This window comes from Magnetospirillum sp. LM-5, from assembly GCF_902729445.1.
In the GTDB taxonomy this organism is placed as follows: Bacteria; Pseudomonadota; Alphaproteobacteria; order Rhodospirillales; family Magnetospirillaceae; genus Magnetospirillum.
Genome location: NZ_CACVCE010000045.1, coordinates 122298 through 138338, shown reverse-complemented (window position 1 = coordinate 138338; position 16041 = coordinate 122298). Strand labels below are relative to the sequence as shown.

Genomic DNA, 16041 nt, shown 5'->3' with positions numbered 1-16041 from the left:
CTACAGCACCTGGGCGAGGCGGGTCAGCGCCCGCTCGGTCGTATCCAGATCGTGGACCAGCGCCACCCGGATGTAGCGGTCGCCCACCCCATCGCGCGACAGATAGCGGCCGGGCAGGACGCGGATATTGGCCTCGCGCCACAGCCTAAGGGCCGCAGCCTCGCCGTCCCCGACATCCAGCCACAGAAAGAAACCGCCCGGCGGACGCGTAAAGCCGAAACGGCCGCCCAGCAGATGCTCGGCAATATCCAGCTTGGCGCGGTAGAGGCGACGATTTTCCTCGACATGGGCCTCGTCCTGCCACAAGGCGGTGGCGGCGGCCAGGATCGGCAGCGGGATCGCCGCACCGCCATAGGACCTGACCCGGCCGAAGGCGGCCATCACCGTCGGATCGCCGGCGACGAAGCCCGAGCGCAGGCCCGGCACGCTGGAGCGCTTCGACAGCGAATGGAACACCAGCACGTTGGCCAGCCCCTCGCCCAGGCGGGCGCAGGCCGCGAGCGCGCCGGGCGGCGGCGCCTGGTCCCAGATCTCGGAATAGCATTCATCGACCGCCAGCACGAAATCATGCCGGCGGGCCAGCCGCACCGTGCGCTCGAGCAGATCGGCATCGGCCACCGAACCTTGCGGATTGCCCGGGCTGCACAGATAGGCCAGCGCGACGCGATCAAGGATATCGTCCGGCAGGGTCGAAAAATCAGGCTGCGAGGCCGGGCCGTCGGCGCCGGGCACGAAAATCGGTTCGGCCCCGGCCATGATCGCGGCCCCGACATAGACCTGATAGAACGGATTGGGCAGCAGCACCACCGGGCGCTTCTTGCCCGAACCGACCACCGTCTGGGCGATCAGGTAAAGCGCCTCGCGGGTGCCGGCCACCGGCAGGATCGCCTTGTCGGCCTCGATCAGACCGGCCGGCAGGTCGAAGCGGCGGGTCAGCCAGACGGCGGTGGCGGCGCGGAAATCGGGGGTACCGGCCGCCGGCGGGTACTTGCCCCACAGGTGGGCCTGTTCGGCGATGATCCGCGCCACCATCGGCGGCGCCGCGTGCTGCGGTTCACCGATGGACATGATGATGGTGTCGGGACCGGGCGCCCCGCCCAGCAGGTCGGCCAGGCGTTGGAACGGATAATCGGTCAGAAGATCAAGACGGTCGTTCAGCATCGGGTTGTTCTAACGCAAATTTCCCGGGACGCGAAGGGTCCACAAAAGAATCGCCCGCGCAAAAGTCCTTACAGAACCGGGGGAAAGTACACCGAGGCGAAGCCGAGGGACTTTTCCACGGACAACAAAAGAATGGGGCGCGGCTTTCGCCGCGCCCCACCCCAGTCCCGTCCCCCGTTGGGACGAAGCGCTTAGTGCACCGATTCGCCGTGCAGGGCGAGATCGAGGCCTTCGCGCTCTTCTTCGGCGCTGACGCGCAGGCCCATCACCACATCCACCAGCTTCAGGATGATGTAGGTGACGATGCCGGTATAGACGGCGGTGATGACCACGCCGTAAACCTGGGCCAGCACCTGGCCGCCATTGCCTTCCAGCAGGCCGGGGAAGCCGCCGATGGCTTCCGACGCGAACACGCCGGTCAGGATGGCGCCCAGGATGCCGCCGATGCCGTGCACGCCGAAGGCGTCCAGGCTGTCGTCATACTTCAGGGCATGCTTCAGGCCGGTGGCACCCCAGTAGCAGACCACGCCGGCCAGCAGGCCGATGATCAGCGCGCCCTTGGGGCCGACGAAGCCCGAGGCGGGGGTGATGGCGACCAGGCCGGCAACGGCGCCCGACACGATGCCCAGGACCGACGGACGCTTGCGCAGGATCCATTCGGCGAACATCCACGACAGGGCGGCGGCGGCGGCGGCGATCTGGGTGACGGTCATGGCCATGCCGGCACGACCGTCGGCGGCCAGGGCCGAACCGGCGTTGAAGCCGAACCAGCCGACCCACAGCAGCGAGGCGCCGATGACCGACAGGGTCAGGTTGTGCGGAGCCATGTTGTCGACGCCGTAACCCTTGCGCGGGCCCAGCACGATGGCGGCCACCAGACCGGCGACGCCGGCATTGATGTGCACCACGGTACCGCCGGCGAAGTCCAGAACGCCCATGGCGCCCAGGAAGCCGACCGCCGCACCCGACGCGTCCAGCATCCACACCCAATGGCAGACCGGGGCATAGACCAGGAACAGCCACAGGGTCATGAACACCAGCATGGACGAGAACTTCATGCGGTCGGCGAAGGCACCGGTGATCAGCGCCGGGGTGATGATGGCGAAGGTCATCTGGAACATCATGAACACCGATTCGGGGATGGTGCCCGACAGGGTGGTCTTTTCGATGCCGTCCAGGAACAGGCGGTCGAAGCCGCCGAAATACGGGCTGTCGCCGGTGAAGGCCAGCGAGTAGCCGGCGATCATCCACAACACCGACACCAGGGCGGCGATGGCGAAGCTTTGCATCATCACGCCCAGCACGTTCTTCTTGCGAACCATGCCGCCGTAGAACAACGCCAGACCGGGAATGGTCATCATCAGCACCAGGGCGGTCGAAACCAGCATCCAGGCGGTATTGCCGGCATCGAGGGCCGGAGCGGGCGCGGCAGCGGCCGCCTCGGTCGCGGCGGCAGCCGCTTCCTCGGCAACGCTGGCCGTCGCGTAAAACAGCGATGCCAGGGCCGGGCCAACGCCGGCGAGTACGGACTTGATACGATGGTTCATGGGTCTTCCCCTCGAAACGGCTCAGCGGTCATTGGGCGCCGGATCCAGACACCCCAGGGAGGAGAGAGGGGGGCGTCCGGACCGGCTCGGGCCACATACAAACAAAAACCGTGCCAAGTGCCGTAAAGCCGGTTGCCGCCACCTTTTTTCCCCATGGACGTAAGGCCTTGGCTAGAATTTAGGCATGAGAAAGGGGTGATGCGCGATTCATGGGCAGCGTCATCGCTGGTGACCATCGACCGTCACAATGCTATGACCGGGCAGGATTTTTCGGCGAGGATCGTCATGCGCCTGAACCTGGGATGCGGCCGCGACAAGCGGGCCGGCTATATCAATGTCGACAAGTATCCGGTGTTCGAACCCGACCAATTGGTCGATCTCGAGCAGATTCCCTGGCCGTTCGCCGACAATTCGGTCGATGAGATCGTGCTGCACCACGTGCTCGAGCATCTGGGCCAGGAGACCCGGGTCTTCCTGGCGATCGTCACCGAGCTTTACCGGGTCCTGAAGGTCGGCGGCGTTGTCGAGATCACCGTGCCGCACCCGCGCAGCGACCTGTATCTGGGCGATCCCACCCATGTCCGGCCGATCACGCCGGCGATGTTTCATCTGTTGTCGAAGAAGAATTGCGCCGAATGGAGCCGGCTGGGCACGCCGCACACCCGGCTGGCCGAAATCCTGGACGTCGATTTCGAGGTCGGCCAGATTCGCAACCGGCTGGCGCCCGCCTGGGCGCAAAAGGCCGAGCGCGAGAAATGGCCGCAGGCCCGCGTGCGCGAGGCGGCCGAGCTTTACAACAATGTCGTCGAGGAAATCATCTTCACGGCACGCAAGGCCAGCTGACGGCCGGCCGAATGGCGCCGATGGCCGTCATGCCCGGGCGTGCCCGGGCGTCCACACCTGTTCGTTCGACCCGAAAACCGGGTGAGGAGTCGCGTGGACGGCCGGGCACGCCCGGCCATGACGACGAAGGCGAAAGGGCAAGCCCTTACAGCGCTTCCGAATTGGCTTCGCCGGTACGGATACGATAGGCCTGCGCCAGTTCGACCACGAAGACCTTGCCGTCACCGATCTTGCCGGTGCGGGCGGCGGTCTGGATGGTCTCGACGACGCGGTCGGCGATATCGTCGTTCACCGCCACTTCGATCTTCACCTTGGGCAGGAAGTTCACCACGTATTCGGCACCGCGATAGATTTCGGTCTGGCCCTTCTGACGGCCAAAGCCCTTGACCTCGCTCACGGTCAGGCCCTGAACTCCCAGCGGAGTGAGGGCTTCGCGCACCTCGTCCAGCTTGAAGGGCTTGATGACGGCCATGATCAGCTTCATCTCTGGTCCCCTAACATATGGCGGTTGACCCGCCGGTTGATCGGTCGCTGGTTCGATTGCGAACCGTCAGCGTGATTTCTCCCTTTCAAAAGCCGTGCCGATTGAGGCAAAGCGCCGCTTTTCTGGGTTCTGCCGCCACCACGGGCGGCGATCGCCGCCGCATCTGCATAATAGATGAGCAACTGCCTGGAGCGGCTGCAGTCTTGCGCCCGGCGAACAGCGATGGCACATGGTAGGTCATGGTGACGCCAAACTTCTCATTGCCCCTTCCCCCCACCGCCGATGTGTTGGTGGTGGGCGGCGGCCCGGTCGGCGGACTGACCGCCTGCGCCCTGGCCCAGGCGGGTCTTGACGTCGTGCTGGTCGAAGCGGCCGACCCGGCCGAGCTGGCGCGGCCCGGCACCGACGGCCGCTCGATTGCCGTGGCCGCCTCGGCCCGGCAGGCCTTTGACGGCGCCGGCATCTGGCCGCTGATGGCGGCCGAGGCCCAGCCGATCGAGGATATCCGCGTCACCGACGGCGCCAGCCCGCTGTTCCTGCATTACGACCACCGCGCCCTGGGCGACCAGCCGTTCGGCTGGATCGTCGAAAACACCACCATCCGCCGCGCCGTCCACCAGCGCCTGGCCAGCCTGCCCACGGCGCGGGTGCTGGCGCCGATGCGGGTCGAAGCGGTGGAGTATGGTGCCACCGGCGCCGTCGCCACCTTGTCCGACGGACGGACCCTGCGGGCCGGCCTGGTCGTCGGCGCCGATGGCCGCCCGTCGCGCATCCGCCGATCTGCCGGAATCGACGTCACCCGCCTGGAATATGGGCAATCGGGCATCGTCACCACCATCGCCCATCAACAGCCCCACCGCGGCATCGCCCACGAGCGCTTCTTGCCGTCGGGCCCGTTCGCCATCCTGCCGATGACGGGAAACCGCTCGTCCATCGTGTGGACCGAACGGCTGCATCTGGCCCCCGCCATCGTCGCCCAGGACGATGCGGGTTTCCTGGCGGAAGTGCGGGACCGCTTCGGCGATTTCCTGGGGCCGCTGTCATTGACCGGGCCGCGCTTTTATTATCCGCTGACCCTGCAGGTGGCCAAAAGCATGATCGGCCGTCGCCTGGCCCTGGTCGGCGACGCCGCCCATGGCATGCACCCGGTCGCCGGCCAGGGCATGAACATGGGGGTGCGCGACGCGGCCGCCCTGGCCGAGCTGGTGGTCGATGCCCGCCGGCTGGGGCTGGATGTGGGGGCGAGCGCGGTGCTCGAGCGCTATCAGCGCTGGCGGCGCTTCGACAACATGCTGATGCTGGTCATGACCGACGCCCTGGTGCGGCTGTTCTCGAACGATGTCGCCCCCCTGAAGCTGGCCCGCGACCTGGGGCTGGGGCTGGTCGAGACCATGCCGGATGTGAAGCGTGTGCTGATGCGTCACGCCATGGGTGTGGTGGGCGACCTGCCTCGCCTGATGCGGGGCGCACCTTTATAGTGTCTGGCCTTGGACCCCGATCCATGTTAGCCATCAATCGCCTGATTTCCATGCGAGTATCGATATGACCGAGACTGCCCAGAACCTGCCGCCGCTGATCATCAACGGCCAGTACATCAAGGACCTGTCCTTCGAGATCCCCGGCGCGCCGACCATCTATACCGAGATGCAGGGCCAGAACCCGGACATCCCGATCCATGTCGATATCACCGCTTCGGGCCTGCGCGAGAACACCTTCGAGGTGGTGCTGCACCTGAAGATCGACGCCACCTTGCCCGACGGCAAGCCGGTGTTCCTGGTCGAGCTGGCCTATGGCGGCATCTTCACCATCAACGTCGCCCCCGAGCATGTTCAGGCGATGTTGCTGATCGAATGCCCGCGCATGATGTTCCCGTTCGCCCGCAACATCATCGCCGATCTGACCCGCGACGGCGGCTTCCCGCCGCTGATGATCCAGCCGATCGACTTCGTCCAGCTGTTCCGCGCCCGCGTCGAGGCCGCCCAGGCCGAAGCCGCCCAGGCGGAAAAGAACTAGAAATCCCGCTCCCCCGGCGAGACCGGGGGAGCGTTCATTCCGGCTCGCGCAGCCAGATCGGTTTCTTCAGTTTGCCGATGAAGGCGTTATGCGCCTCAAGTTCCTCGGGGCTGGCGTCGTGCGGCCGGGCCGCGCGGATCGGGCGATCGACCTGACTGGGCTGGTCGGCCGCGCCGCCACGCTGGCCCTTGCTCGCCCCCAGTTCCAGGCCGGGCTGGCGCCCGCCGATCAGCTGCAGATAGACCTCGGCCAGCAATTCCGAATCCAGCAACGCGCCGTGATGGGTGCGGTGGGTGTTGTCGATCTCGAAGCGCCGGCACAAGGCATCGAGATTGGCCTGGGCACCGGGAAACTTGCGCCTTGCCATCAACACCGTATCGACGGTCCGGGTCATGGGAATCGGCGGAAAGCCCAGCCGCGCCAATTCGGCGTTGATGAACTTCATGTCGAATTCGGCGTTATGGATCACCAGCTTGGAATCGCCCAGGAATTCCAGGAAATCGGCGACCACTTCGGCGAAGACCGGCTTGTCCGACAGGAACTGCGCCGACAGGCCATGCACCCGGAAGGCTTCTTCCGGCATGTCGCGCTCGGGGTTGAGGTACTGGTGATAGGTGCCGCCGGTCGGCAGGTGGTTAAACAGCTCGACGCAACCGATCTCGACGATGCGGTGACCGGTCAGCGGATCGAAGCCGGTGGTTTCGGTATCCAGAACGATCTCACGCACCGCGCATCTCCTTGACCAGGGCCCTGAGTTTCCGCCAGGCCGGCCCGCGGCCGGTTCCGGTCGGGATGATGATATCGGCGCGGCGACGCTTGGCGGAATCGGGCATCTGCTGGGCGCGGATGGCGGCCAGCCGGGCCGGGCTTTGGCCCGGCCGTCGCAGCACCCTTTGCGCCTGCAGGAAGGCCGGGCAGGTCACCACCGCCACCTTGTCGCACCGCTCTTCGCCGTGGGTTTCGTACAAGAGCGGGATATCCAGCACCACCAGCCGGGCACGACGGCGGCGCCAGATCGCCAGGAAGCGCGTCTCGGCGCGGCGCACCAGCGGATGGACAATGCGTTCCAGCCGACGCAGGCGGGCGGGGTCGCCGAACACCTGGCGGCCCAGTTCGGCACGGTCGATCGCACCATGGGCGGTCACACCCGGAAAGGCCGCTTCGACCGCCGCGACGGCGGCGCCGCCCGGCCCCAGCAGCCGGTGCACGGTGGCATCGGCATCGTGCACCGGCACCCCCATCCGCCGCAGCATGGCGGCCGCCGTGCTTTTGCCCATGCCGATCGATCCGGTCAGGCCCAGGATCTTCATGCCAAAACGTACGCCCGCAATTCATCGGTGACCGTCGGGCGGGCGCCGAACCACGCCTCGAAGCCCGGCACCGCCTGCCATAGCAGCATGCCGATGCCGTCGACGATGGGATTGCCGCGCAGGGCGGCAGCATTCAGCAGGTCGGTCATCAGCGGCGCATAGACGATATCGTTGACCACCGCCGAATCCGGCAGGGCGGCAAGGTCGATATCCAGCGGCGGCTGGCCATTCATGCCCAGGACGGTGGTGTTGACCAGAAGGCCAGCGCCATCCAGGGCGTCGGCGCGGACCTGCCAATCCAAGGGTCGCACCGGGCCGCCGATATCGGCGGCCAACTGCTCGGCCCGGGCCAGCCCGCGATTGAGCAGACGGATCTCGGGCACGCCGGCATCGACCAGGGCGGCCACCACCGCACGCGCCGCGCCGCCGGCACCCAGCACCACCGCCGGACCGTTTTCGGCCCGCCAGTCCGGCGCCCCCCGGCGCAGATTTTCCAGGAACCCGAAGGCGTCGGTGTTGCGGCCCTCGATGGTGCCGTCATCCCGGACCACCAGGGTATTGACCGCGCCGATGCGCGCCGCCAGCGGTTCGACATGATCGACCAGGGCCAGGGCCATTTCCTTATGGGGCACGGTGACGTTGGCACCCCGGAAGCCCAGCTTGGGCAGGGCATCCAGCGCGGCGGCGAAATCCTCGGGTTTGACCGCCAGCGGCACATAGGCGCCGTCGATCCCCAATTGCTTGAGCCAGAAGCCGTGCAGGCGGGGCGAGCGCGAATGCCCCACCGGCCAGCCGATCACCCCGGCCAGGCGAGCCTTTCCCGACAGGGTCATGGGATCAATTCTCCGTTCTCGCGCAGGAAATCCAGCAAGGGCAGCAACGGCAGACCCAGGATGGTGAAATGGTCGCCGGTGACCTGCATCATCAATTGCGCCCCCAGCCCTTCCAGCTGATAGGCGCCGACCGAGCCCAGCACCGCCTCGCCGGCTTGGGTAAGATAATCATCGAGGAAGGCATCGGAAAAGCGGCGCATGGTCAGATGGGCCGCCTCGGTGTGGTGCCACAGGGTCTGGCCGTCCCTGACCACCACCACCGCACTGGTCAGGCGGTAGTTGCGACCACGCAACGACATAAGCTGGGCGCGGGCTTCGGCCGGATTGGCCGGCTTGTCGTACCATGTTGCGTCGCAATCGAGCATCTGATCGGCGCCGACCACCAGGGCGCCGGGATGGCGCGCCGACACCCGAATCGCTTTCAAGGCGGCCAGCGCTTCCGCCGCCCGGGCCGGGTTGCCGGTTTCGGCCTTGAACGAATCCTTGACCGATTGTTCGTCGATGGCCGCCACGTCGATAGCGAACGACACGCCGGCGCGCTCCAGCATGGCGCGCCGCGCCGCCGAGGCCGAGGCCAGCACGATCACGCCGTCACCCCGTCGCGCTTGGCGGCGTGCTGGGCGTGCAATTGCATGATCGAGGCCGAGGCCTCCTCGATCGAGCGGCGGCTGACATCGACCACCGGCCAGCCATGGCGCGAGAACAATTTGCGGGCGCTGGCCACTTCCTCGCGGACCTTCTCGAACTGGGCGTATTCGGCGTCCTCGTCGTGATTGAGGAAGCGCAGGCGCGAGCGGCGAATGTCGGACAGGCTTTTCGGGTCCTTGGTCAGACCGACCACCAGCGGCCAGCGCAAGGATTCCAGCTGGGTCGGCAGCGGCACGCCGGGCACCAGGGGATAATTGGCGCATTTATAGCCGCGATTGGCCAGGTACATGCAGGTCGGCGTCTTCGAGGTGCGCGACACCCCGATCACCACGATGTCGGCATCGTCCAGATCGTCCAGCAATTGCCCGTCATCATGGGCCAGGGTGTATTGCATGGCGTCGATGCGGGCGAAATATTCGGCGTCCAGCACATATTGGCGGCCGGGCGTGGCACCGACCTCGGCGCCGAAGAACCCGGCCAGCGCCCCCATCACCGGATCGAGAACCGGGATGAACGGGACCCGCATGCGCCGGCAGGCCTCTTCCAGCAGCGAGCGCACCGCGCCGTCGACCAGGGTGCACAGCACGATGCCGGGATTGTCCTCGATCCCGGCGATCACCCTTTCGGCCTGGCCCTGGCTGCGCACCAGCCACCAATTATGCTGGGTGGTGTTGATCCCCTCGAACTGCACCAGGCAGGCGCGGGCCATCGATAGGACGGTTTCGCCGGTGGCGTCGGAAACCAGATGCAGGTGATAGCTGTCCATGCGCTTTGCTGGGGATAAGGTGGAAGAACGGGGATAACCGGGGTGTTTCGACGGTGACGGGCTTTTTCCTCCCCGTTCGCGTCAATCCCTCCCCGGGACGGCCAGGCTGTCGACAACATTCCGTCCGCACCCGACAATAGCGTGAATCATCGTCCGCTTCATCCGCTTTCCCCCTTATCCCCGCTTTCCAAACCGGCACCGGCACGGTGATTCCCGGGACTTTTCCCCAGGCCGGGCGACTTTTCCCCCGGGAAGGACCAATTTGGGGATAAGGTGGGGATCGAATCGCATCCCCAGGTTCCACAGGCCCAACAACACTCAGCCACCTTTCTTCTCTCAAACAAACCTTGTATGACCTTGGACCGCCGCAGCCGAATATCTTCGAGGGTGACCCTTGACCCAGACCGCACCGACCAAGCCGTTTCTTCGTGCCCTTGCCGGCGAGACGATCCTGCCGCCGCCTTTCTGGCTGATGCGACAGGCCGGTCGCTACCTGCCGGAATATCGGGCCACCCGCGCCCAGGCCGGCAGCTTCCTCGACCTGTGCTACAATCCCGAACTGGCCGTCGAGGTCACGCTGCAGCCGCTGCGCCGCTACGGCTTCGACGCCGCCATCCTGTTTTCCGACATTCTGGTGGTTCCCGACGGGCTCGGACAGGATGTCGCCTTCCGGGAAGGCGAGGGTCCGGTGCTGACGCCCATTCGCTCGGCAAGGGATCTGGATGGTCTCGACATCTCGGGCCTGCACCAACGGCTTGACCCGGTCTATCGCACCGTCAAGGGCCTGTCCTCGGCGATTCCGTCCTCGACCGCGCTGATCGGTTTTTCCGGAGCGCCGTGGACGGTGGCCACCTACATGATCGAAGGCGGCGGTTCCAAGGATTTCCAGGAAGCCAAGCGCCTGATGTGGGGTCAGCCAGAGGTGTTCGCCCGGCTGATGGACCTACTGGTCGAGGCGACCGGCCAGTATCTGATCCGCCAGATCGATGCCGGCGCCGAGGCGATCCAGATTTTCGACACCTGGGCCGGGGCCCTGCCGGAGCCCGAATTCCGCCGCTGGGTGATCGAGCCGGCCCGCAAGCTGGTCGAACGCATCCGCGCCGAACGACCCGGCATCCCGGTGATCGGCTTCCCGCGTGGGGCCGGCATGCTTTACCAGGCCTATGTCAAGGAAACCAAGGTCAGCGGCGTCAGCCTGGATTCCAGCGTGCCCCTGGACTGGGCGGCCGAGACGCTGCAGCCCCATTGCACGGTCCAGGGCAATCTGGATCCGATTTTGCTGGTCACCGGCGGTGAAGCGCTGGACGGGGGCATCGACCGGGTGCTGAAGAGCCTAAGCAAGGGGCCGTTCATCTTCAATCTGGGCCACGGCATCATTCCGCCGACGCCCCCTGAGAACGTGGCCCGATTGGCCGAACGGGTCAAAAGCTTCAAGGGCTAGGCATCATGGGCAAGACCGCCGTCGTTTTGTTCAACATGGGGGGGCCGGACAGCCTGGAGGCGGTCGAGCCGTTCCTGTTCAACCTGTTCAACGACAAGGCGATCATCGGAGCGCCCTGGCCGATCCGACCCTTGCTCGCCAAGCTGATTTCCAGCCGCCGCGCCCCGGTGGCCAAGGAAATCTATCGCCAGATCGGCGGCGCCTCACCGATCTTGCGGGAAACCAAGGCCCAGGCCAGCGCCCTTGAATTCGCCCTGGGTGCGGGCTTCAAGGTGTTCGTCGCCATGCGCTATTGGCACCCGTTTACCGCCGAGACGGTGGCGGCGGTAAAGGCCTGGGGGGCGGAACGGGTGGTGTTGCTGCCGCTTTACCCGCAATTTTCCACCACCACCAATCGATCGAGCCTGAGGGCATGGGCGACCCAAGCGGCCCAGGCCAATCTGAACCTGCCGACCGAAACCATCTGTTGCTATCCGGCCCAAGCCGGCCTGGTCGCCGCCATGGCGGAGCTGGTCCGGGCCGGCTGGACCACCGCCAGCGCCCATGGTCGGCCGCGGGTGCTGTTTTCCGCCCATGGATTGCCGCAAGGATTGGTCGACAAGGGCGATCCTTATCCGATGCATGTCGAGATGACCGCCCGCGCGGTGGTGGCGGCCTCGGGGCTGGACGATCTCGATTGGGGCGTGTGCTATCAAAGCCGGGTCGGGCCGCTGAAATGGATCGGGCCGGCGACCGAGGACGAGCTGGCTCGGGCCGGCGCCGACAAGGTGCCGGTGGTGGTGGTGCCCATCGCCTTCGTCTCCGAGCATTCCGAGACCCTGGTCGAGCTGGACATCGAATATCGCCATCGCGCCGAAGGCCTGGGCATTCCGGCCTATGTGCGGGTGCCGACGGTATCGGCCCATCCCGCCTTCATCGAGGGCTTGGCGGAATTGGTCAGAGATCCGGCCCAATGCCATGGCCGCGCCTGTTCCGCCATCGGCAGAGGCTGCCTGTGGAAGGAAGCGCCATGACCGGGGAAGGCTATCTGTGGCTGAAGGCCTTGCATGTGATCGCGGTGATCTCGTGGATGGCCGGTCTTCTCTATCTGCCGCGGCTGTTCGTGTACCATTGCGAGGTGGAGATCGGCTCGGCCACCTCGGAATTGTTCAAGGTGATGGAACGGCGCCTGTTGAAGGCGATCATGATGCCGGCGGCGATCGTCGCCTGGGTGGCCGGCCTGATCATGGCGGGGGTCGGCGGGCTATTCCACGACGGATGGTTTCACGTGAAACTAACCCTGGTGATCGGAATGACCATCGCCCACCATATGATGACAAGGTGGAAGAACGACTTCGCCGCCGACCGCAATAGCCGGCCGCAGAAGTTTTTCCGCATCGCCAATGAAGTTCCGACCTTGCTGATGATTGCCATCGTTATTCTGGTCATCGTCAAACCCTTTTGAGATCGCTGCGTTGCACACAGAAAAGGCGTTTGACAGGCCTGTCCGCTTTGGCTAATGCTTGGCGCGATCCTGATGGGGCCGTCTGAAGCCCCCTTGATCCCGATTTCATCCAGGCCGTCGCCGTCTGCTTTTCCGCCACGGGCCAACCCGTGGTCCCGCCCCTTGGCAGCGGATCGACGGATATTCCCAATGGAACCCCCCCATGCACCTGCAGGAACTGAAGAAAAAGACGCCCGCCGAGCTTCTGGCTTTCGCCGAGGAGCTGCAGATCGAAAACGCCAGCACGCTGCGCAAGCAGGACATGATGTTCGCGATCCTGAAGCAGCTGGCCGACAATGATCAGCCGATCTATGGCGACGGCGTGCTGGAAATCCTGCAAGACGGCTTCGGCTTCCTGCGCAGCCCCGAGGCGAACTACCTTCCCGGTCCCGACGACATCTATGTCAGCCCCAGCCAGGTCCGCCGTTTCGGCCTGCGCACCGGCGACACCGTCGAGGGCCAGATCCGCTCGCCCAAGGATGGCGAGCGTTATTTCGCCCTGCTGAAGGTCAACGCCATCAATTTCGAGCCGCCGGAAAACGTGCGGCATCGCATCAATTTCGACAACCTCACTCCACTTTATCCCGACGAGAAGCTGAGCCTGGAACTGGACGATCCGACCAAGAAGAACCTGACCACCCGGGTCATCGATCTGGTCGCTCCGATCGGCAAGGGCCAGCGCGCGCTGATCGTGGCGCCGCCCCGGACCGGCAAGACGGTGATGCTGCAAAACATCGCCCACGCCATCTCGGCCAACCACCCCGAGGTCTATCTGATCGTCCTGCTGATCGACGAGCGGCCCGAGGAAGTCACCGACATGGCCCGTTCGGTCAAGGGCGAGGTGATCAGCTCGACCTTCGACGAGCCGGCCTCCCGTCACGTCCAGGTTACCGAGATGGTGCTGGAAAAGGCCAAGCGCCTGGTCGAGCACAAGCGCGACGTGGTGATCTTGCTGGATTCCATCACCCGCCTGGCGCGCGCCTACAACACCGTGGTCCCCAGCTCGGGCAAGGTGCTGACCGGCGGCGTCGACGCCAACGCCCTGCAGCGGCCCAAGCGCTTCTTCGGTGCCGCGCGCAATATCGAGGAAGGCGGCTCGCTGTCGATCATCGCCACCGCCCTGATCGATACCGGCAGCCGCATGGACGAAGTGATCTTCGAAGAGTTCAAGGGCACCGGCAATTCGGAAATCATCCTGGACCGCAAGCTGTCGGACAAGCGCACCTTCCCGGCCATCGACATCACCAAGTCGGGCACCCGCAAGGAAGAGCTGCTGGTCGACAAGGGCGTGCTGTCGAAGATGTGGGTGCTGCGCCGCATCCTGATGCCGATGGGCGTGATCGACGCCATGGAGTTCCTGGTCGACAAGCTGAAGCAGTCCAAGAACAACTCGGACTTCTTCGACGCGATGAATTCGTAACACGTCTTCGACGCGATGAACTCGTAAGATTGTTTTTTCAGACAAGAAAAAGGCCCCTCGGTTTCGAGGGGCCTTTTTTATTTCGGCGGGTGCCGGGTCTTGTTTTGCGCCCGGGTCTTCCAATCATCGACCGGGGCGATATCGTCCAGGCTGAAGGGCCTTTGCGGCATCTCTTCTTCGGGTTCGAAGCCGCCAGCATGGCCGGGCGGCGGAGTCGGAGCCTTGGTGTGCATCTGTGCCCGCGACTTCCAATCGCCGCCCTCGTCCAGGTGGCGGACATGCATGCGGACCGGATTGCGCTTCAGATAGGAGGACAGCCAGGCGCTCAACAGCAGTGGCGGCACCACCACCGCCAGGAACCGGCCGGCCATGGTCCAGAAAGTGTCGCGGCCGGATTCGACGATGATCGCTTCCTTGCATTCATAGCGATCCCGGAAGCTGCCCTGACACTGGGTCGCCATGCGGTCCTTGACCGCCGCCGAGCTGTGATGTTCCACCGATGCCGGCATCATGACGAACAGCAACCAGCCGACCACCGCCATCCAGGCGATGCAGCTGACGGTCACCGACCACACCAGAAAATTCCGCTTAGACTTGGTCATGCCTGGTCCCCGGACGCGAGCCGTTACGCACACACATCCGAGCGATTATAGGCCCTTCAGGGCAGAAGAACCAGAGACCCCGTTGTACGGCGGGCTTCCAGGTCGCGGTGGGCTTGTGCCGCCTCGGCCAAGGGATAGGTTCGGCTGATCTCGACCTTGACCGCACCGGATTGCACGACGTCGAACAATTCGGTCGCCATGGAAACCAGATCGGCGCGGGCGGCGGTATAGGTCATCAGGGTCGGCCGGGTCAGGAACAGCGAGCCCTTGGCCGCCAGGATGCCGGTATCGAAGGGGGGCACCTTGCCCGAGTTTTGGCCGAAGCTGACCATCATGCCTAACGGCTTGATGCAGTCGAGCGAGCGTTCGAAGGTGTCGATTCCCACCGAATCATAGACCACCTGCACGCCAATTCCTTGCGTGATCTCGCGCACGGCGGCGACGAAATCGGCGTCGCGGTAAAGGATGGGATGGTGGCAGCCATGGGCCTTGGCCAGTTCGGCCTTTTCCGGGCTGCCGACGGTGCCGATCACGGTGGCGCCCAGATGATGGGCCCATTGGCACAGCAACAGGCCGACGCCCCCGGCGGCGGCATGGACCAGGATGGTGTCGCCCTTTTGCACCCGGTATGTCCGGCGCAGCAGATATTGGGCGGTCATGCCCTTCAGCATCATGCCGGCCGCCTGGGTCTCGGAAATCGAGTCCGGCAGTTTGACCAGGCGGTGGGCGGGGATCACCCGGCGCTCGGCATAGGCGCCGATCGGCGGGTTGGCATAGGCGACGCGGTCACCGGGCCGGAAGTCGGTCACGCCGTCGCCGATGGCTTCGACGGTGCCGGCGCCTTCCAGGCCCAGCGCGCAGGGAAGCGGCGCCGGATAAAGTCCGGTGCGATGATAGACGTCGATGTAATTGACCCCGACGGCGCCTTGGCGCAGCAAGACCTCGCCGGCGGCCGGGGCGGGCACCGTCACATCCTCGAACACCAACGCTTCGGGTCCACCGGTCTGGTGGATGCGGATCGCCTTGCTCATACCAGCACCCCTTCATGTCGCAGCAGGAACCGTTTGGTATCGATCCCGTCCATGCCGGAATAGCCGCCCAGGCCGCCATTGCCACCCAGCACCCGGTGGCAGGGGATCAGGATCGGGATGGGGTTGCGGCCGCAGGCGCCGCCCAGGGCGCGCGCCGCCGTGCCCAATTCGCGGGCCATGTCGCCATAGGTCCGCGCCCGGCCGAAGGGAATGGCGGCGATGGCCGCCCACACTTTCTTCTGGAAAGCGGTGCCGAACGGCGCCAGCGGCAGATCGAACCGGGTCAACCTGCCGTCGAAATAGGCCTCGATCTGGGCGCGGGCCTCTTCCAAAAGGGCGCCGGGGGCTTCGTCGGTTTCGGGCGGCCAGCCCCATTCGACGGCGACGATGGCGCCGTCATCGGCGAAGATGGTCAGCGGGCCGACCGGGCTGTTGGTGGTGATCTGGGTCATAATTCAG

18 protein-coding genes are annotated in these 16041 nt (G+C 65.4%); 7 read left to right on the top strand and 11 right to left on the bottom strand.

Annotation, left to right across the window (positions count from 1 at the left end):
* A complete protein-coding gene (locus tag MTBLM5_RS14605; protein WP_173976805.1) occupies positions 1-1161 on the bottom strand; it encodes an aminotransferase class I/II-fold pyridoxal phosphate-dependent enzyme in 1161 nt (386 codons plus the stop codon).
* A 191-nt stretch (positions 1162-1352) separates the two neighbouring features.
* Positions 1353-2708: an ammonium transporter gene (locus tag MTBLM5_RS14600; protein WP_173976804.1), complete on the bottom strand. Its 1356-nt coding sequence runs from the start codon at positions 2706-2708 to the stop codon at positions 1353-1355.
* A 198-nt stretch (positions 2709-2906) separates the two neighbouring features.
* Here MTBLM5_RS14600 and MTBLM5_RS14595 point away from each other — a divergent pair, with 198 nt between their 5' ends.
* On the top strand, positions 2907-3551 hold the full coding sequence (locus MTBLM5_RS14595; protein ID WP_217425039.1) for a methyltransferase domain-containing protein: 645 nt from the start codon (positions 2907-2909) through the stop codon (positions 3549-3551).
* Positions 3552-3696: 145 nt separating this feature from the next.
* Here MTBLM5_RS14595 and MTBLM5_RS14590 read toward each other — a convergent pair whose 3' ends face one another.
* A complete protein-coding gene (locus tag MTBLM5_RS14590; protein ID WP_068501405.1) occupies positions 3697-4035 on the bottom strand; it encodes a P-II family nitrogen regulator in 339 nt (112 codons plus the stop codon).
* Positions 4036-4295: 260 nt separating this feature from the next.
* Here MTBLM5_RS14590 and MTBLM5_RS14585 point away from each other — a divergent pair, with 260 nt between their 5' ends.
* Positions 4296-5513: a UbiH/UbiF/VisC/COQ6 family ubiquinone biosynthesis hydroxylase gene (locus MTBLM5_RS14585; RefSeq protein ID WP_254431063.1), complete on the top strand. Its 1218-nt coding sequence runs from the start codon at positions 4296-4298 to the stop codon at positions 5511-5513.
* A 64-nt stretch (positions 5514-5577) separates the two neighbouring features.
* Positions 5578-6048 carry a protein-export chaperone SecB gene (gene secB, locus MTBLM5_RS14580; protein WP_068501411.1) on the top strand — a complete coding sequence of 157 codons (471 nt, stop codon included), beginning with the start codon at positions 5578-5580 and terminating at the stop codon, positions 6046-6048.
* Positions 6049-6082: 34 nt separating this feature from the next.
* Here the strand turns inward: secB and dnaQ are convergent, their stop codons facing one another.
* The 5 genes from dnaQ to MTBLM5_RS14555 are packed head-to-tail and all read right to left on the bottom strand — an operon-like array spanning position 6083 to position 9605.
* Positions 6083-6775 carry a DNA polymerase III subunit epsilon gene (gene dnaQ / locus MTBLM5_RS14575; RefSeq protein WP_173976802.1) on the bottom strand — a complete coding sequence of 231 codons (693 nt, stop codon included), beginning with the start codon at positions 6773-6775 and terminating at the stop codon, positions 6083-6085.
* Positions 6768-7358 (bottom strand): dephospho-CoA kinase, encoded by a 591-nt coding sequence (gene coaE / locus MTBLM5_RS14570; protein ID WP_173976801.1) that lies wholly within the window; start codon positions 7356-7358, stop codon positions 6768-6770. Before coaE ends, dnaQ begins: the two co-directional genes overlap by 8 nt.
* Positions 7355-8191, bottom strand: coding sequence for a shikimate dehydrogenase (locus MTBLM5_RS14565; protein WP_173976800.1), 837 nt, complete (start codon positions 8189-8191; stop codon positions 7355-7357). Before MTBLM5_RS14565 ends, coaE begins: the two co-directional genes overlap by 4 nt.
* Positions 8188-8778 (bottom strand): Maf family protein, encoded by a 591-nt coding sequence (locus MTBLM5_RS14560; protein WP_256367180.1) that lies wholly within the window; start codon positions 8776-8778, stop codon positions 8188-8190. The genes MTBLM5_RS14565 and MTBLM5_RS14560 overlap by 4 nt, the downstream gene beginning before the upstream one ends.
* Positions 8775-9605 (bottom strand): pyruvate, water dikinase regulatory protein, encoded by an 831-nt coding sequence (locus tag MTBLM5_RS14555; RefSeq protein ID WP_068501425.1) that lies wholly within the window; start codon positions 9603-9605, stop codon positions 8775-8777. The genes MTBLM5_RS14560 and MTBLM5_RS14555 overlap by 4 nt, the downstream gene beginning before the upstream one ends.
* Positions 9606-9999: 394 nt before the next feature.
* On the opposite strand from MTBLM5_RS14555, the gene hemE reads away from it, so the two are divergent.
* From hemE to rho, 4 genes are all read left to right on the top strand, one after another.
* Positions 10000-11046, top strand: coding sequence for a uroporphyrinogen decarboxylase (gene hemE, locus MTBLM5_RS14550; RefSeq protein ID WP_173976799.1), 1047 nt, complete (start codon positions 10000-10002; stop codon positions 11044-11046).
* A 5-nt stretch (positions 11047-11051) separates the two neighbouring features.
* The gene (hemH, locus tag MTBLM5_RS14545; RefSeq protein ID WP_173976798.1) at positions 11052-12059 is read left to right on the top strand and encodes a ferrochelatase; all 1008 of its coding nucleotides are present in this window, start codon (positions 11052-11054) and stop codon (positions 12057-12059) included.
* Complete coding sequence (hemJ, locus tag MTBLM5_RS14540; RefSeq protein WP_173976797.1) at positions 12056-12490, top strand: protoporphyrinogen oxidase HemJ; 435 nt, start codon at positions 12056-12058, stop codon at positions 12488-12490. The genes hemH and hemJ overlap by 4 nt, the downstream gene beginning before the upstream one ends.
* 202 nt (positions 12491-12692) lie before the next feature.
* Complete coding sequence (gene rho, locus MTBLM5_RS14535; protein ID WP_068501438.1) at positions 12693-13949, top strand: transcription termination factor Rho; 1257 nt, start codon at positions 12693-12695, stop codon at positions 13947-13949.
* Between the two features lie 77 nt (positions 13950-14026).
* Here rho and MTBLM5_RS14530 read toward each other — a convergent pair whose 3' ends face one another.
* Genes MTBLM5_RS14530 through MTBLM5_RS14520 form a run of 3 tightly spaced genes read right to left on the bottom strand, consistent with a single transcriptional unit; the run spans position 14027 to position 16034 of the window.
* Positions 14027-14551, bottom strand: coding sequence for a hypothetical protein (locus MTBLM5_RS14530; RefSeq protein ID WP_173976796.1), 525 nt, complete (start codon positions 14549-14551; stop codon positions 14027-14029).
* Between the two features lie 56 nt (positions 14552-14607).
* The gene (locus MTBLM5_RS14525; protein WP_173976795.1) at positions 14608-15582 is read right to left on the bottom strand and encodes a quinone oxidoreductase; all 975 of its coding nucleotides are present in this window, start codon (positions 15580-15582) and stop codon (positions 14608-14610) included.
* Positions 15579-16034 carry a methylated-DNA--[protein]-cysteine S-methyltransferase gene (locus MTBLM5_RS14520; RefSeq protein ID WP_173976794.1) on the bottom strand — a complete coding sequence of 152 codons (456 nt, stop codon included), beginning with the start codon at positions 16032-16034 and terminating at the stop codon, positions 15579-15581. Before MTBLM5_RS14520 ends, MTBLM5_RS14525 begins: the two co-directional genes overlap by 4 nt.
* Positions 16035-16041: the final 7 nt, after the last annotated feature.

What these genes read in the sequence shown, in the direction of transcription:
- MTBLM5_RS14555 (WP_068501425.1), bottom strand. Translation starts at nt 9,605, where the DNA reads ATGGACAGCTATCACCTGCATCTGGTTTCCGACGCCACCGGCGAAACC.
- coaE (WP_173976801.1), bottom strand. Translation starts at nt 7,358, where the DNA reads ATGAAGATCCTGGGCCTGACCGGATCGATCGGCATGGGCAAAAGCACG.
- hemJ (WP_173976797.1), top strand. Translation starts at nt 12,056, where the DNA reads ATGACCGGGGAAGGCTATCTGTGGCTGAAGGCCTTGCATGTGATCGCG.
- hemH (WP_173976798.1), top strand. Translation starts at nt 11,052, where the DNA reads ATGGGCAAGACCGCCGTCGTTTTGTTCAACATGGGGGGGCCGGACAGC.
- MTBLM5_RS14600 (WP_173976804.1), bottom strand. Translation starts at nt 2,708, where the DNA reads ATGAACCATCGTATCAAGTCCGTACTCGCCGGCGTTGGCCCGGCCCTG.
- MTBLM5_RS14565 (WP_173976800.1), bottom strand. Translation starts at nt 8,191, where the DNA reads ATGACCCTGTCGGGAAAGGCTCGCCTGGCCGGGGTGATCGGCTGGCCG.
- MTBLM5_RS14595 (WP_217425039.1), top strand. Translation starts at nt 2,907, where the DNA reads ATGCGCGATTCATGGGCAGCGTCATCGCTGGTGACCATCGACCGTCAC.
- MTBLM5_RS14525 (WP_173976795.1), bottom strand. Translation starts at nt 15,582, where the DNA reads ATGAGCAAGGCGATCCGCATCCACCAGACCGGTGGACCCGAAGCGTTG.
- rho (WP_068501438.1), top strand. Translation starts at nt 12,693, where the DNA reads ATGCACCTGCAGGAACTGAAGAAAAAGACGCCCGCCGAGCTTCTGGCT.
- MTBLM5_RS14590 (WP_068501405.1), bottom strand. Translation starts at nt 4,035, where the DNA reads ATGAAGCTGATCATGGCCGTCATCAAGCCCTTCAAGCTGGACGAGGTG.
- secB (WP_068501411.1), top strand. Translation starts at nt 5,578, where the DNA reads ATGACCGAGACTGCCCAGAACCTGCCGCCGCTGATCATCAACGGCCAG.
- MTBLM5_RS14520 (WP_173976794.1), bottom strand. Translation starts at nt 16,034, where the DNA reads ATGACCCAGATCACCACCAACAGCCCGGTCGGCCCGCTGACCATCTTC.
- MTBLM5_RS14530 (WP_173976796.1), bottom strand. Translation starts at nt 14,551, where the DNA reads ATGACCAAGTCTAAGCGGAATTTTCTGGTGTGGTCGGTGACCGTCAGC.
- MTBLM5_RS14605 (WP_173976805.1), bottom strand. Translation starts at nt 1,161, where the DNA reads ATGCTGAACGACCGTCTTGATCTTCTGACCGATTATCCGTTCCAACGC.